A 14,232-nucleotide genomic window follows, 5' to 3' on the forward strand; every position below is an offset into this window, starting at 1 on the left:
GAGCCGCCGTGGATCCGACGCTAGACGACAGCCGGAGGTTGTCCAGCCCGACGCCCGTCGCCGGGCCGCGGCCTACAGCGCGTACGGGCCGAACCGCGCCCACGCCACGAACGCCGCGACGGCGAGCAGCACGACGTTCATGACGACGGGTTGGCTCTCCCCTCGGCGGACGTGAGCGATGGCTGCGCCGACCATCACGATGCCCAGCCCCAGCGCCGCCAGTGGCGACAGCAGGGGTGCGATGCCCAGCAGCGACGGCAGGATCAGGCCGATGCCGGCGAGCATCTCGAGCGCGCCGATCGTTCGGACCGTGCCGGCGGAGAAATCCTCGACCCAGGCCATGTTGGGGTTCTCGAGCAGCTTGTCGCGCGACGTGGCGACCTTGATCCCTCCCGCCGTCAGGAAGATGAGACCCAGCAGGATCTGCAGCGCCCACACCGCGATGTTCATCGTCAGCCTCCGCCGGTCACAAGGACTTGAACGTTCGACAAGCTAGACGACGATCGCGGTCGGCGACGGGCGCGCCGGCGATGGTGCTGCTGCGCGATGCGCGGTCCCGCCAGCTCCTGGCGATCCTCTCACGGCACCCACGACTGCTGGACGAGCGGCTGACGGTGTTGGCTGACGGCCGTGCCGGACCAGCCGGCCGGAGATCACGGATCCCGACGACCCCGCGCGACCAACCCGTGCTCGTAGGCGTACGCGGTCGCCTCGGTCCGGGACGCCGCACCGAGCTTGGCCAGCATGTTCGCGACGTGGCGATCGACGGTCCTCACCGACAGGTGCAGGCGGTCGGCGATGCTCTTGTTGGTCATGCCGGTCGCCACGAGTCCCAGCACCTGCCGCTCGCGTGCGGTCAGGCGATCCTCGTGGCCGGGCCGGCCGACGACGTCGGTCACCGCACCGAGACGGGTGAGCAGCCGACGCGCGGCCTCGCGCTCCAGCTCTGCCGTGTCGTTGTCGCCGAGCGCCTGGCAGGCACGCGCGACCAGCGCCCGCGTACGCGCGAGCTCGTAGGGAACGCCCAGCGCCTCCCAGGCTGCGGCCGCCCGACGCAGCAACCTCGCAGCGCCCGACGCGTCGCCCTCGGCCAGCCGGACCGCTCCGACGGAACGGTCGGCGTGCGCACCGAGCGCGCCGGTGCCGAACGCGGCGGCGTGCCCGGCGAGCTCGGCCGCGGACGCCGACGCATCCCGCGTCGCGCCGGCCGCAAGCTGGACCTCGACGAGCGCCGGCAGGAGCGCGACACGCTCGACAGGATCGCGGCGTTCGTCGAGCAGTCGGCACAGCGTCGTGATGGCATCGTCGGCCCGACCCTGTGCCAGCCGGACCAGTGCGAGCCCGGGCTGCGGGTCGTGACCGCGCTGCGCGGCGCGCTGGTAGGCGTCCTCGGCCGCGCGGAGGTCGCCCCGCAGTCGGTGCACCTCGCCCAACTGGTAGTGCGCCATGCCGACGGCACCCTCGTCGGCCGCGTCGGCGAACCGGTCGCACGCGCGCTCCGCCTCCTGCGCCGCGGCACCGAGGTCACCGGAGCGGGCCAGGATCGTCGCGCGGTGCGTCAGGCACTGGCCGGTGAACGTGACCATGCCCCGCTGCCGCTCACACCAGCGCGTCAACGCGGACGTCCACTCTCGGGCACGCCGGACGGCACCGATCTGCTCACAGGCCTCGATCAATGAGCAGTAGACGATCCCCGCGACCGGAGGCGACAGCGCCCCCGACACCACCGCGGTCATCGCTTCGTCCAGGCGGGCGAGGCCGTCGTCCGCGCGACCTGCCCCGATGGCCGCGCGACCACCGATGTTGAGGCCCAGCGCGACGAGGTCGTCGTCACGCGCCTGGCGTCCCACCGCCACGACGCGGTCGGCCAGTTGCTGTGCGTCGCCGTAGGCGCGCTCGATCGCCGCCAGGCGGAACGCTGCGACGACCTGCAGGTAGGCACGTTCCGGTCGATCGTCATCGAGATGCTCCACCAGGCGGCCGCACCGCGCCGTCCAGCCGCCGGCCTGCGCGACGTCGCCGCGGGACAGCGACACGAAGATGATCCAGAACCCGCACCGCAGCGCCTCGGTGGTGTCATCGGCCGTGCGAGCGGCCTCGAAGCCGCGCACGAGCACGTCGACGGCCGTGTCGACATTGCCCAGCAGGTACGCGGCGGTCGCATACGTCCGCAGCTCGGTCCCCGGGAGCCCGGTCGCGGCATCGGCCTGCGCGTATGCGGCGAGCGCCTCGTCCCAGGCGCGCCGTCGCACCGCGTCGCGGGCCAGCGCGAGCTGCGCGTCGGGAACGGTGGATGGTGTGGTCACACGACGATCGTACGAAACGGCCGCCCCGGTGCCACCATCGCCTGACATCCGCGGACGCCGTGCTACGCATGGACGGGGCGCGGCCAGAGCCGCGCACGGTGATGAGGGAGGCTGGCGGATGGCGGCGCGCGGACACCGCGATCAGCAGCGCGAGACGTGGGTCGACCGGCAGATCCGCGAGGCGCAGGAGCGCGGGGAGTTCGACGGCCTGCGCGGTGCGGGCGAGCCCATCGCCGATCTCGACCGGCCCCACGACGCGTTGTGGTGGATCCGGAAGAAGCTCCGCGAGGAACGCTTCTCGAACCTGCCGCCGACGCTGCAGACGCGCAGGGACCTCGAACTCGCCCGCGAGCAGATCGCGGTGGCCGCGTCCGAGCGCGAGGTCCGCGAGATCATCACGGCGATCAACGCCCGGATCCGCTACGTGAACCGCACCGCGGTGTCCGGACCACCGTCGACGCTGATGCCGCTGGACGAGGACGAGACGGTGGAGCGTTGGCGACAGCGCCGCGCCGCCGACGGGGACGCCAACGACGCGTCGTGATCAACCGGCCGGGTGGGTCAGGTCCACTCGCGCCGTGTCGGCCGGAACCGCCTCTGGGCGTCGAAGTCGTGGCGCTCGGCGATCCCCCAGGACCACGTGATCGTGGGATGCACGACCACGTAGGTTCCCGGGCCGAACTGGCCGTCGATGTCGGTGACCTCGGCCTCGCCGTGGACGCGGATGCCTCGCGGCCGCCACGGATCGACCGATGCCAGATCGTCGACGATCAGTGACACGTGGGTGTTGCCGGCCTCGATGTTGCGTCCCTTACGGGTGGCCCGCATGTCGGCCCGTGACCCGATCGTGAACACACCGTCGGTGAACGCGAACCCGACCGCATCGACCGTCGGCTGACCGTCGGCGTCCACCGTCGCGAGCCGGGCGAGCCGTTGACTGCGCAGGTACGCGATCTCGTCGTCGTCGAACACCGCCGAGGCCTTCCGTCGAGGGTCGTCGTGGCAACGCTAGCCGCGCCCGGCGTGCGCCGGGCGCTCGCACGATGCCCGGCGTTTCGCCGACTGCGGTGGTGCCGACCCTGAGCATGGCAGCCCACACGAGAGGTCCCGGTTGACGCCGCACCGCTTCGCCCACGCGCGGCATCCGCTGATCTTCGAGATCAACACATGGCCGTGGCTGGCGGCACTCAGCGAAGCGTCCGGTCGCCGCGTCCACCTCGGCGACGTACCCGACGACGCATGGGACCGGATCGCGGCGCTGGGTGTCGACGCGGTCTGGCTCATGGGCGTGTGGGAGCGCAGTCCGGTCGGCGCGGCGATCGCCCGCGCGCACGACGGGCTGGCCGACGCGTTCGCCGCAGCCGTCCCCGACGTCTCAGCGGCCGACGTCGTGGGCTCGCCCTACAGCGTCCGCCGCTACCAGGTCGACGGGCACCTGGGTGGCCCGGCCGCACTGGCGCGCGCCCGAGCCGCACTGGCGGCGCGTGGCATTGGCCTGGTGCTCGACTTCGTGCCCAACCACGTGGCGATCGACCATCCGTGGACGGAAGCCCATCCCGGTGACTTCATCGTGGGCACCGACGACGACCTGCGCGACGATCCCACCGCGTTCGTGCGCGTCGGCCCACACGTGCTCGCCAACGGCCGCGACCCGCACTTCCCCGCATGGACCGACGTCGTGCAGCTCAACCCGTGGTCGGCCGGGATGCGGGCACGCGCGATCGACACGCTCCACGCGATCGCGGACCAGTGCGACGGCGTCCGCTGCGACATGGCCATGCTGCTGCTCGACGACGTCGTCGCGCGGACGTGGGGCGCACGCGCGGGTTCACCGCCGCCGCAGCCGTACTGGGAGGAGGTCATCGGCGCGGTGCGGGCGCGGCGTCCGGCGTCGCGGTTCATCGCCGAGGCGTACTGGGACCGCGAGGCCGATCTGCACGCGCAGGGGTTCGACCTGTGCTACGACAAGCGACTGTACGACCTGCTGCGCGACGGACGCCCCGTCGCGGTCCACGGGCACCTGGCGCGCGACCATCCCCGACCCGACGGGCTCGTGCGGTTCCTGGAGAACCACGACGAGCCCCGCGCGGCCGCGGTGTTCGACGACGCACGCCACCGCGCCGCCTGGATCATCGCCCTGATGGCGCCAGGCGCCACACTGCTGCACGACGGGCAGGCGACCGGCGCCCGCACGTACCTGCCGGTGCAACTCGGGCGCGCGCCGGCCGAACCCGTCGACGACGAACTGGCTGCCTGGTACACGACCGTCCTGCGCGCCGCCGACGACCCGACGTTGCGCGCCGGCACCAGCAGGGTCGCCACCGTCGTCGATGGTGACGCCGACCGTCTGGTGACCCGCTGCTGGGACGGAGCCAGCCGCTGGCTGGCCGTCGTGAACTTCACCGGCGACCATGCGACCGCGCGTGTGGCCACCGGATGGGACGACCTGCGCGGACAGGTGTGTCGCCTGACCGACCCGACGACCGGCGAGGCATGCGAACGCGCCGGGGCCGATCTCGCCGACGGCCTGCCGGTCGTGCTCGGACCCTGGGGCTGGCACCTGTTCCGGATCGCCGCCGTCACCTGACGTTGCATGCGCGACGTCACGCCGGACGCGATCCGCGGTGCTATCTGTTGTGCAACGTCAGGGGACGCCATGCGCATCGCAGTGCTGGGAACCGGCTCGGTGGGACGGACGCTGGCCACCGCGTTGGACGTGCTGGGTCATCAGGTGACGATCGGCACGCGCGACGTCGCCGCGACGATGGCGCGGACCGAGCCGGACGCGTTCGGAAACCCCCCGTTCCCGGAGTGGGCCGCCGATCACGACGCCATCGGCCTCGCCACGTTCGCCGAAGCGACCGACGGCGCCGATCTGATCGTCAACGCGACTGGCGGCACGGCGTCGCTGGATGCGCTGACCGCCGCCGCCGCTGACGGCGACCTGGCGGGCACGATCATCGTGGACGTGGCCAATCCGTTGGACTTCAGCCGGGGGTGGCCACCCTCGCTCGCGGTCGCCAACACGGACTCGCTCGGCGAGCGGATCCAGCGCAGCTTCCCGCACGCGCGCGTCGTCAAGACGTTGAACACGATGAACGCCGCGGTCATGGTCGACCCGGGCATGGTGGCCGGTGGCGACCACACCGTGCTCCTGTCCGGTGACGACGCCGACGCCAAGGCGACCGTCGGCGACCTGCTGCGGGCTCTCGGCTGGACCGACATCGTCGACCTCGGCGGCATCGTCACGGCTCGTGGCGTCGAGATGGTGCTGCCGCTGTGGCTGTCACTCAACGCCGCACTCGGCGTCCGCGCCATCCAGTTCAAGGTGGTTCGCTGACCCGACCACGGGACGGGGTCGTCCCACCGCGTGCAACCCCGCCGGTAACATCCGCCACCGCGGCGAGGGCACAGGAGCGCACGATGGCCGACACCGATCCAGGGCACATGTCCGTCGAGGAGTTCCGGACCCACGGCCACGCGGTCGTGGACTGGATCGCGGATCGCCTGGCCGACGTCGAACGGCGACCCGTGCAGGCGACGGTGGCACCGGGTGAGGTGCGGGCGAAGCTTCCCTCGACGGCGCCGGAGGACGGCGAGCCGTTCGCCGCGCTGCTCGCCGACCTCGACGAGATCGTGGCACCCGGCATCACCGACTGGCAGCACCCTGGCTGGTTCGCCTACTTCCCCACCGGCGCCGCGCCGCCGTCGGTGCTCGCGGAACTGGTCTCGGCGGCGCTGGGCGCGCAGGGGATGCTGTGGTCCACCGGTCCGGCGCTCACCGAGATCGAGACCACGGTGATGGACTGGCTGGTCGACCTGCTCGGGCTGCCGACGACGTGGCGCATGGACACCGGTCCCGGTGGCGGCGTGCTGCAGATGAGCGCCAGCGACTCGACCCACACCGCGCTCGTGGTTGCCCGACACCGCGCCGCGCGCGACGACGCACCGACCGACCGGTTCGTGGCGTACGTCTCGTCGCAGGCGCACTCGTCGGTCGAGAAGGGTGCGCGTGTCGCCGGCTACCGGCACCTGCGGCTGCTCGACGTCGACGACGTCTTCGCGCTGCGGCCCGACCGGCTCGAGGCCGCGATCGCCAGCGATGTCGCAGCCGGGCTGGTGCCGACGTTCGTGTGCTCGGCGGTCGGGACGACCGCGACCACCGCGGTCGACCCCGTGCGCGCCGTCGGCGAGATCGCCCGCGCACACGGGCTGTGGCACCACGTCGACGCCGCCTACGCCGGCGCCGCGATGGTCTGCCCTGAGCACCGCCACCAGCAGGACGGCCTCGACCTCGTCGACAGCTACACCTTCAATCCGCACAAGTGGCTGCTGACGAACTTCGACTGCTCCGCGTTCTGGGTGGCCGACCGCACACCCCTGCTGGACGCGCTCAGCATCCTGCCGCCGTACCTGCGCAACGCTGCCAGCGAGTCGGGCGAGGTCGTCGACTACCGCGATTGGCACGTGCCGCTCGGCCGACGGTTCCGCGCGTTGAAACTGTGGTGGGTGCTGCGCTGGTACGGCCGGCGCGGCCTGCAGGCCCACATCCGCCGCCACATCGCGTGGGCGCGGCAACTGGAGGACCGCGTGCGCGCCCATGACCGCCTGATGCTGGTCGCGCCGACACCGTTCGCGCTCGTGACGTTCCGCCACGTCGACGGCAATGCCGCGACGCGGGCGATCGCCGGTGCCGTCAACGACCGCGGCGATCTTCTCGTCACGCCGTCGGAGATCGACGGCACGGCGTTCATCCGCGTGTCCGTCGGTGCGACGCCGACGGAGCAGCGCCACGTCGACGCGCTGTGGGACGTGATCACCGCCGCCTCGTGAGCAGCACGGCGCCCGGGACCACCGCGTCGCGATCACCGGGCGCCGGTCGTCCCGAGGGCCGTGGGCGGGGGTCTGTCAGGACACCTGGGTCTCCCGCCCGGCGATCGGGGCGGTCACCCGCGTCATCGGGAACTCGCGCAGCGAACGCTTGAGCTCGGCGAAGCCGGGCCACCGCGCCAGGGTGGTAACCGCGTCCCACAGCGCCAACGCCTCGTCGTCATCGTCGGGCGACTCGCTGATCACCGGTCCGAAGAACGCCGGACCGTCGGGCGGCAGGAATGACAGCACGGGCGTCCCGATGTCGCCGCCCACGCGCGCGAGAGCCTCGTCGGTGTCGTCCCGGATCACCGTGTCGTGGCTCGGGTCCTGCGCGGCCGCAGCCAGGCTGGTCGGCAGGCCCAACCCGTCCAGCAGCGATGGGAGATCACCTGCCGACGCCGAGTGCTCGAGGACGGCGTCGAATGCCTCGTCGAGGTCGACGTCCATGCCGGTGGGAGGGTCGGCCCGCCACACCGCGCCGCCGAAGGCGTCGTAGACGTCACCCATGACCTCCTCCCCGGCGTGCGCCCTGACGGCGGCAGCGACCCGCAGCATCTCGAGGCCCCGCTGGTGTGCCGCCGGATACCCCCGCGGCTTGTCCTCGTAGTGACCCTCGTTGAGGAGGCGCAGGCTGATGAACCGCCAACGCACCGACAGGTCCCGCAGGCGCTGCACGTGCCGCACCCATCGCGACGTCACCCAGCAGAACGGGCAGACCGGATCGAAGAAGAACTCGACGTCGTGATCCATGTCGCGACGGTACCCACCCGAACATCCGAGCAACGCTTCCGCGCTCTGCGTTCGCGGGCGTCGGACAGCCACGTAGCATCGGGACAGTCGTCCGACGGGAGGCGAGGCGTGGCGTACTTCAGCGACGAGACGTTCGACTTCCTGTTCGATCTCGACGTCTTCAACTCGCGCGGGTGGATGGACGCCAACCGCGACCGCTACGAGCAGCACGTCAAGCGGCCGCTGTTCGACTTCTGCGACGACCTCGCCGCGCCGTTGCACGAGCACGTGTCCCGCCACCTGGTGGCGATCGGCGCCATCCGGGGCGGATCGGTGTTCCAGATCCACCGCGACACGCGCTTCTCGAAGGACAAGACCCCGTACAAGACGGCGGCGACGGCGTGGTTCGCGCACGCCGACGGTGACCAGACCAGCTTCGCGCTGCCGGGGCTGTACCTGCACCTCGAGCCCGGCAACTGCTTCTTGGCCGCGGGCATCTACCGCCCGCCGACCCCCACCCTCAACGCGGTGCGCAGCCGAATCGTCGCCACGCCGGGCGCGTGGACCCGCGCCCGCAACGCCGTCGAGGACGCCGGGTTCACGTTGATGGGCGAGCAGCTCAAGACCGCCCCGCGCGGGTACGACGGCGACCACCGGCACATCGAGGACCTCCGCCGGACGAGCTTCGTGGCCGGTCACCCGTTCGAGGAATCCGACGCCACGGCAGATGACTTCCTCGACCGCTTCGTCGGATGGTCCGCAGACGCGCTGCCACTGCTGCGCTTCGTCGCGCGCGCGCTCGACGCTCCGTTCTGAGCCCTACGAGAAGGCGGCGTGGCCGGTCAGCGCCTGACCGAGGATCAGCGTGTGGATCTCGTTCGTCCCCTCGTACGTGAACACCGACTCGAGGTTGTTCATGTGCCGGATCACCGGATACTCCAGCGTCACGCCATTCGCGCCGAGGACGGACCGCGCGGTGCGGGCCACCTCCAGCGCCACCCGGACGTTGTCGAGCTTGCCGAGGCTGACGTGCGCGGCGGCGAGCTCGCCCGCGTCCTTCATGCGCCCGAGGTGCAGCGCCAGCACGGTGCCGCGGTTGACCGCGACCATCATGTCGACCAGCTTGCGCTGGGTCAGCTGGAACGCCGCGATCGGCCGGCCGAACTGCTCACGTGCGCCGGCATAGTCCAGCGCGGACTCGTAGCACGCCCGGGCAGCTCCCATCGCGCCGAACACGATCCCGAACCGGGCCTCCGACAGGCACGACAACGGACCGCGCATGCCGCGGACACCCGGCAGCACCGCGTCACCCGGCAGCCGCACACCCTCGAGCACCAGCTCGGACGTGACCGACGCGCGCAGGGACAGCTTGTGCTCGACCGGGTTCGCCGTGAACCCAGGCGTGCCCGTCGGGACCACGAAGCCGCGGACACCGTCGTCGGTCATCGCCCACACGACCGCGACATCGGCGATGCCGCCGTTGGTGATCCACATCTTCGTGCCGTCGAGCACCCAGTCGTCGCCGTCACGACGGGCGCGCGTGCGCATGCTGGCGGGATCGCTGCCCGAGTCGGGCTCGGTGAGCCCGAAGCACCCGACCGCCTCGCCGGCGGCCATCGCGGGCAGCCACTGCTGCTTGTGCTCCTCCGAGCCGTACGCCCAGATCGGGAACATCGCCAGTGAGCCCTGCACCGAGACGAAGCTGCGCACACCGGTGTCGCCGGCCTCCAGTTCGAGGCACGCGAGCCCGTAGCTGGTCGCGTTGGTGCCCGCGCATCCGTACCCGTCCAGGTGCATGCCGAGCAGGCCCAGTGCCGCGATCTCCTTGATCAGCTCACGGGGGAACACGCCGCGCTCGAACCAGTCCCCGACGTCGGGGACGACGCGGTCGGTGACGAAGCGCCGGACCGTGTCGCGGATCAGCACCTCCTCGTCGGACAGCAGCCGGTCGAGCGCGAGGAAGTCACGCGCCTGGGGAGGATCGGTCAGCACCGACATGCCACGGCCCTTTCCTCGTCGGGCGACCTCGCGCGCCCACCATGGCAACTGTAACGACCGGGCCAATCCCGCGACACCGACAGCACGGACCCCGCCGACGGCGGTGACGCGCCAGCCGCGACCGGTCAGCCGTTGCGGTGCCACCAGGTCGCCGGGTGCGGGTCCGACGACTCGAGCGCCGACCGGTCCCAGCCGGCCAGGTCGGCGGCCGCCGCGTGGGTGCTGCGCGCGAACGCCAGCAACGCGGCGTCGGGGTCGTCCGCGGCCTGCACCGCGTCGTACGGCAGTGCGAACTCACCGAGCGCGTCGAGCCAGAACGCCTCGTCCGGTTCGACGGACGCGTCGGCGAACCCACCAGGCATGGGGTACGCGTACGCGTAGAAGATCGGGGTCGGAGACTCGCGGTTGCCCGGCCAGAACCCCAGGCTGGTCACCTCGTGCGAGTAGGCCTCACGCGCGACGGCGTCAGGGAAGTTCGGCAGGCCGCCGGGGTGCGGCGGGGCCGGGCGGCCCGAGAAGCGGGTGACCGCCAGGTCGAAGGCACCCCAGAACAGGTGCACCGGGCTGACCTTGCCGAGGAACCCGGCACGGAACTCGGTGAACACGCGATGGGCCTGCACGAGCGCGCGCCACAACGCCACGGCGTGGTCGGGGTCGACGACGCGTTCGTCGGTGTCGTCGGGGAACGGTGTGGCGTCGGCGATCTCGCTGGGCACCGGATGGATCGTGACGGGCATGCCGACCGCGCCCATCGCGGCCAGCACCGCGTCGTGGAAGGCAGCGACGCTGATCGACGCGAACGGCACGTGCTCGACGGCACCGGCGGTCGTCACGATCTGGGCGCGCAGGCGCGTCAGGTCGAGGTCCACCTCGAACCCCTCACCACGGTACGGCACGAACGACGTCGTGAGACCCCGCGCGGTCACGTAGAGCGCCACCCCCCACGAGTGGTTGAGCCACGGACCGCACGCCAGACGGATCTTGCCGACGATCTGTGCGTACAGGTGGAGCGCCTCGAGCGCGTCGGCCCATTCCGCCCACGGCAGCTCCGGCCACGCGGAGGGATCCGATGCTGGTGGATGCCAACGTGCGGCCATGCTGGGCCTCCTCGTCGCGGCGGCGGGCTGTGGATCGTAGCGTCCACCCACGCGCGGACCTGCGCGGCGGCGCCGATCAACGTCCGCGCGCTCCTCTCGGCCGATGCGGACCAAGGCCCCCGTCGCGAGGGGCCCAACGGCCTGCGGGACACCAGCGGATCACGGCACGCTCACACCAGGCGACCGACTGGGAGGTGCGCATGCGCGAGCACCGCAACGCACTGATCGAGCTGTCCGCCGAGGAGTGCCTCCGCCTGCTGGTCAGCCACCGCCCACGCCTGGGTCGTCTCGCGTTCATGCGCAACGGCGTCCCGTTGGTGCTGCCGATGAACTACGTCGCGGTCGGCGACGCGCTGTACTTCAGGACCGGCCCGGGCAGCAAGCTGGCCGCCGCCGCGAACCAGGACGACGTGGCCTTCGAGATCGACGAGGTCGACGAGGTCTGGCGGGAGGGCTGGAGCGTGCTGGCGTTCGGACGCCTCGTCCAGGTGACCGACGAGGCGGAGCTGGACGACGTGCGACAACGGCCGCTGCGGCCGTGGGCCGGCACGGAGGGCCGGCCCTACTACCTCCGACTGGACATCGCGGGAGTGTCGGGCCGGCGTCTGACCTGACGCACGAGGGAGGCAGCTGATGAAGATCGTCGTCGCTGTGGACGGGTCGGCCCACGCGGACCGCGCACTGGTATGGGCCGTGCACGAGGCGCAGCTGCGATCCGCGTCGCTCACCGTCCTGCACGCCATCCACGTGTCCCGGTTGACGGGGCCGCTGAACCGCGAGCTGGCGCACGACCGCGAACACGACGCGGGCGTGCGCACGGTTGCCGACGCCTTGGAGCGCGCCGGCGTCTCGGATGCAGACGTCCGGGTCGAGGTACCGCTGGTGTCCGGCCGCGGCGTCGCGGCCGCCGTGCTGCACAACACGCGGGACGCCGATCTGGTCGTGCTCGGCAGCCGCGGGTTGGGTGGCTTCCCCGGCCTGCTGCTCGGCTCGGTGAGCCAGCAGGTCGCGGCGCACGCCAACGTGCCGGTCGCTGTCGTCCCGGCGGCCGACGACGCCGGCGGTGACCCGGTCGAGACGATATCGGTCGTGGTTGGCGTCGATGGTTCGGCGGCGTCGCGCGAGGCGCTGGCCTGGGCTGCGGAGGAGGCCCGCCTCCGCGATGTGCCGCTCCGTGCCGTCCAGGTCCGACCGGGCTCCGATCCGGATCCCGCCGATTCGAATGCGTCGGCGGTCGAGCGCGAGCGGGCCGACCGACGCGCGCGGATCGGGCTGGCGCAGATCGTGGAGGACGAGCTCGGCGCGGACCATCGTGCCGTCAACCAACGGGTCGTCAGTGGGCGTCCGTCCCGGGTGCTGATGGACGATGCGGCCTCCCCCGCGTCGATGCTGGTCGTCGGCAGCCGCGGGCGGGGCGGGTTCGCCGGGCTGCTGCTCGGGTCGGTCAGCCAGCAGTGCCTGACGCACGCCCACGGTCCGGTCGTCGTCGTCCACGCGTCGTGAACGCCATGGACGCGAACGCCCGTCTCACACCGCTGTCGACCGACGAGTGCCACGAACTGCTGGAGACCCACCGGCCGCGACTGGGGCGCCTCGCCTTCGCCGACGGGGGCCGACCGCTCGTGCTGCCGGTGAACTACGTAGCCGAGGGCCGGGTGCTGTGGTTCCGCACCGCACCGGGCAGCAAGTTGCTCGCGGCGTTGCGGATGCAGGAGGTCACCTTCGAGCTCGACCACGTCGACACGACGTGGGAACAGGGGTGGAGCGTGCTCGCGTTCGGGCGACTGCGCATGGTCACCGATGACGACGAGCTCGAGGCGGCGCGCCGTCTGCCGCTGCAGCCGTGGGCACCCGGCGACCGGTCGCACCACCTGCGGCTCGACATCGATCGGGTGAGCGGCCGACGGCTGCGCTGAACGGCGGTCGCCCCGGCCGCCGCGATCCGGGTCGTGATACCGTCGTCTGGCTGGCACGGCGGCCATCCAGCCGCGGTCGATCATCGCCTACGGACGGACGGTGAGGCCCATGACCGACACCATCGGCACCGACCGACGCACGGGGGTGGTGGTCGACGCCGAGGAGCTGGTCCGCGACCACCCACCCGCTGAGACCGGTGCGGTGGCGTTCCTGGGTGCGCAGTTCGACCGCGGTCTCGCATGGGTGCACTTCCCGACGGGGCGCGGTGGACGCGGGCTTCCGCAGGGACGGCAGGCTGACGTGGACCGGGTGCTGCGGGCGTCGGGCGCGCCCGACGCCTTCCTGCGCAACCCTATCGGGCACGGGATGGCCGCGCCCACTGTCGTCGTCCACGGGTCGGACCGGCTGCAGGAGCGGCTGCTGCGCCCGCTGTTCACGGGCGAGGAGCTGTGGGCGCAGCTGTTCAGCGAACCCGGCGCCGGCTCGGACCTCGCCGGCCTGGCCACGCGGGCCGAGTGGGACGGCCGGGTGTGGCGGGTCACTGGACAGAAGGTCTGGACCAGTCTCGCCCAGCACGCACGATGGGCGCTGCTGGTCGCACGTACCGACCCGGACGTCCCCAAGCACAAGGGCCTGACCTACTTCGTGGTCGATCTGCACCACCCCGGTGTGGACGTGCGGCCGCTGCGCCAGCTGACCGGTGACGCCGAGTTCAACGAGGTGTACCTCGACGACGTCGAGATCGACGACGGGTGGCGCCTCGGTGAGGTCGGCGACGGCTGGCGCGTCGCGATGACCACACTCATGAGCGAGCGCAAGGCGCTGGGTGGGCGCAGCTCCGCGCGCGGGGACGGCACGATCGGCGACGCGCTGCGGCTCTGGGCGCAGCGGCCCGAGCTGCGCACGCCGGCCGACGAGCAGCACCTGCTCGACCTCGCGGTCCGCGCGGAGGCACAGCGGCTGACCGGCTGGCGCCACGGCGCCGAGCAGGGCGATGCCCCGATGGGGTCCCGCGGTGCGATCGACAAGGTCGTCGGCGCCGAGCTGAACCAGGCCGTGTACGACTTCTGCATGCGCGTGCTGGGTGTCGAGGCGACCCGCTACACGCACCCCGGCCCGGACGACCCGCACACCACCCCGCCTGCGGACCGGTCACTGACCTGGAAGTTCCTGCGGTCACGGGCCAACACGATCGAGGGAGGGACGTCGGAGATCCTGCGCAACATCATCGGTGAGCGCCTGCTGGGTCTGCCCGGCGACGTGCGCGTCGACAAGGACGTTCCGTGGCGGGACGTGCCGCGCAGCTGAGGGAG

Annotated in this window: 15 protein-coding genes; 9 read left to right on the top strand and 6 right to left on the bottom strand. The window is 72.0% G+C overall.

Annotation, left to right across the window (positions count from 1 at the left end; translation table 11 throughout):
- Positions 1 to 72: 72 nt before the first annotated feature.
- Positions 73 to 450, bottom strand: coding sequence for a DoxX family protein (locus VFZ70_17575; GenBank protein ID HEX6257624.1), 378 nt, complete (start codon positions 448 to 450; stop codon positions 73 to 75).
- A 203-nt stretch (positions 451 to 653) separates the two neighbouring features.
- Entirely contained in the window at positions 654 to 2,306 is a 1,653-nt protein-coding gene (locus VFZ70_17580; protein ID HEX6257625.1) for a LuxR C-terminal-related transcriptional regulator, read from the bottom strand.
- Positions 2,307 to 2,424: 118 nt separating this feature from the next.
- On the opposite strand from VFZ70_17580, the gene VFZ70_17585 reads away from it, so the two are divergent.
- On the top strand, positions 2,425 to 2,850 hold the full coding sequence (locus tag VFZ70_17585) for a DUF1992 domain-containing protein (protein HEX6257626.1): 426 nt from the start codon (positions 2,425 to 2,427) through the stop codon (positions 2,848 to 2,850).
- 17 nt (positions 2,851 to 2,867) lie between these two features.
- Here VFZ70_17585 and VFZ70_17590 read toward each other — a convergent pair whose 3' ends face one another.
- On the bottom strand, positions 2,868 to 3,278 hold the full coding sequence (locus VFZ70_17590) for a PPOX class F420-dependent oxidoreductase (GenBank protein ID HEX6257627.1): 411 nt from the start codon (positions 3,276 to 3,278) through the stop codon (positions 2,868 to 2,870).
- 139 nt (positions 3,279 to 3,417) lie between these two features.
- On the opposite strand from VFZ70_17590, the gene VFZ70_17595 reads away from it, so the two are divergent.
- From VFZ70_17595 to VFZ70_17605, 3 genes are all read left to right on the top strand, one after another.
- Positions 3,418 to 4,893 (top strand): alpha-amylase family glycosyl hydrolase, encoded by a 1,476-nt coding sequence (locus VFZ70_17595; GenBank protein HEX6257628.1) that lies wholly within the window; start codon positions 3,418 to 3,420, stop codon positions 4,891 to 4,893.
- 69 nt (positions 4,894 to 4,962) lie between these two features.
- Positions 4,963 to 5,646 carry an NAD(P)-binding domain-containing protein gene (locus VFZ70_17600; GenBank protein ID HEX6257629.1) on the top strand — a complete coding sequence of 228 codons (684 nt, stop codon included), beginning with the start codon at positions 4,963 to 4,965 and terminating at the stop codon, positions 5,644 to 5,646.
- Positions 5,647 to 5,729: 83 nt separating this feature from the next.
- Positions 5,730 to 7,139, top strand: coding sequence for a pyridoxal-dependent decarboxylase (locus tag VFZ70_17605; protein ID HEX6257630.1), 1,410 nt, complete (start codon positions 5,730 to 5,732; stop codon positions 7,137 to 7,139).
- A gap of 75 nt (positions 7,140 to 7,214) precedes the next feature.
- Here VFZ70_17605 and VFZ70_17610 read toward each other — a convergent pair whose 3' ends face one another.
- Positions 7,215 to 7,928 carry a DsbA family protein gene (locus VFZ70_17610; protein HEX6257631.1) on the bottom strand — a complete coding sequence of 238 codons (714 nt, stop codon included), beginning with the start codon at positions 7,926 to 7,928 and terminating at the stop codon, positions 7,215 to 7,217.
- A gap of 108 nt (positions 7,929 to 8,036) precedes the next feature.
- Here VFZ70_17610 and VFZ70_17615 point away from each other — a divergent pair, with 108 nt between their 5' ends.
- The gene (locus VFZ70_17615; protein ID HEX6257632.1) at positions 8,037 to 8,723 is read left to right on the top strand and encodes a TIGR02453 family protein; all 687 of its coding nucleotides are present in this window, start codon (positions 8,037 to 8,039) and stop codon (positions 8,721 to 8,723) included.
- 3 nt (positions 8,724 to 8,726) lie between these two features.
- Here the strand turns inward: VFZ70_17615 and VFZ70_17620 are convergent, their stop codons facing one another.
- Together VFZ70_17620 and VFZ70_17625 are read right to left on the bottom strand one after the other, a co-directional pair.
- A complete protein-coding gene (locus tag VFZ70_17620; protein ID HEX6257633.1) occupies positions 8,727 to 9,905 on the bottom strand; it encodes an acyl-CoA dehydrogenase family protein in 1,179 nt (392 codons plus the stop codon).
- Positions 9,906 to 10,030: 125 nt separating this feature from the next.
- Positions 10,031 to 11,002 (bottom strand): DUF5996 family protein, encoded by a 972-nt coding sequence (locus tag VFZ70_17625; protein HEX6257634.1) that lies wholly within the window; start codon positions 11,000 to 11,002, stop codon positions 10,031 to 10,033.
- 200 nt (positions 11,003 to 11,202) lie between these two features.
- Here VFZ70_17625 and VFZ70_17630 point away from each other — a divergent pair, with 200 nt between their 5' ends.
- The 4 genes from VFZ70_17630 to VFZ70_17645 all read left to right on the top strand — a co-directional run bounded on the left by VFZ70_17630 (position 11,203) and on the right by VFZ70_17645 (position 14,227).
- A complete protein-coding gene (locus tag VFZ70_17630) occupies positions 11,203 to 11,616 on the top strand; it encodes a pyridoxamine 5'-phosphate oxidase family protein (GenBank protein ID HEX6257635.1) in 414 nt (137 codons plus the stop codon).
- 19 nt (positions 11,617 to 11,635) lie between these two features.
- On the top strand, positions 11,636 to 12,505 hold the full coding sequence (locus tag VFZ70_17635; GenBank protein ID HEX6257636.1) for a universal stress protein: 870 nt from the start codon (positions 11,636 to 11,638) through the stop codon (positions 12,503 to 12,505).
- 5 nt (positions 12,506 to 12,510) lie between these two features.
- A complete protein-coding gene (locus tag VFZ70_17640; protein ID HEX6257637.1) occupies positions 12,511 to 12,918 on the top strand; it encodes a pyridoxamine 5'-phosphate oxidase family protein in 408 nt (135 codons plus the stop codon).
- Between the two features lie 109 nt (positions 12,919 to 13,027).
- Entirely contained in the window at positions 13,028 to 14,227 is a 1,200-nt protein-coding gene (locus VFZ70_17645; protein HEX6257638.1) for an acyl-CoA dehydrogenase family protein, read from the top strand.
- The last annotated feature ends 5 nt before the right edge of the window (positions 14,228 to 14,232 follow it).

It is taken from the genome of Euzebyales bacterium, assembly GCA_036374135.1.
Lineage (GTDB): Bacteria > Actinomycetota > Nitriliruptoria > Euzebyales > JAHELV01 > JAHELV01.

Excerpts from the sequence above, each read along its gene's own strand:
- VFZ70_17625 (HEX6257634.1), bottom strand. The coding sequence starts at position 11,002 with ATGGCCGCACGTTGGCATCCACCAGCATCGGATCCCTCCGCGTGGCCG.
- VFZ70_17600 (HEX6257629.1), top strand. The coding sequence starts at position 4,963 with ATGCGCATCGCAGTGCTGGGAACCGGCTCGGTGGGACGGACGCTGGCC.
- VFZ70_17640 (HEX6257637.1), top strand. The coding sequence starts at position 12,511 with ATGGACGCGAACGCCCGTCTCACACCGCTGTCGACCGACGAGTGCCAC.
- VFZ70_17575 (HEX6257624.1), bottom strand. The coding sequence starts at position 450 with ATGAACATCGCGGTGTGGGCGCTGCAGATCCTGCTGGGTCTCATCTTC.
- VFZ70_17630 (HEX6257635.1), top strand. The coding sequence starts at position 11,203 with ATGCGCGAGCACCGCAACGCACTGATCGAGCTGTCCGCCGAGGAGTGC.
- VFZ70_17635 (HEX6257636.1), top strand. The coding sequence starts at position 11,636 with ATGAAGATCGTCGTCGCTGTGGACGGGTCGGCCCACGCGGACCGCGCA.
- VFZ70_17605 (HEX6257630.1), top strand. The coding sequence starts at position 5,730 with ATGGCCGACACCGATCCAGGGCACATGTCCGTCGAGGAGTTCCGGACC.
- VFZ70_17585 (HEX6257626.1), top strand. The coding sequence starts at position 2,425 with ATGGCGGCGCGCGGACACCGCGATCAGCAGCGCGAGACGTGGGTCGAC.
- VFZ70_17610 (HEX6257631.1), bottom strand. The coding sequence starts at position 7,928 with ATGGATCACGACGTCGAGTTCTTCTTCGATCCGGTCTGCCCGTTCTGC.
- VFZ70_17645 (HEX6257638.1), top strand. The coding sequence starts at position 13,028 with ATGACCGACACCATCGGCACCGACCGACGCACGGGGGTGGTGGTCGAC.
- VFZ70_17620 (HEX6257633.1), bottom strand. The coding sequence starts at position 9,905 with ATGTCGGTGCTGACCGATCCTCCCCAGGCGCGTGACTTCCTCGCGCTC.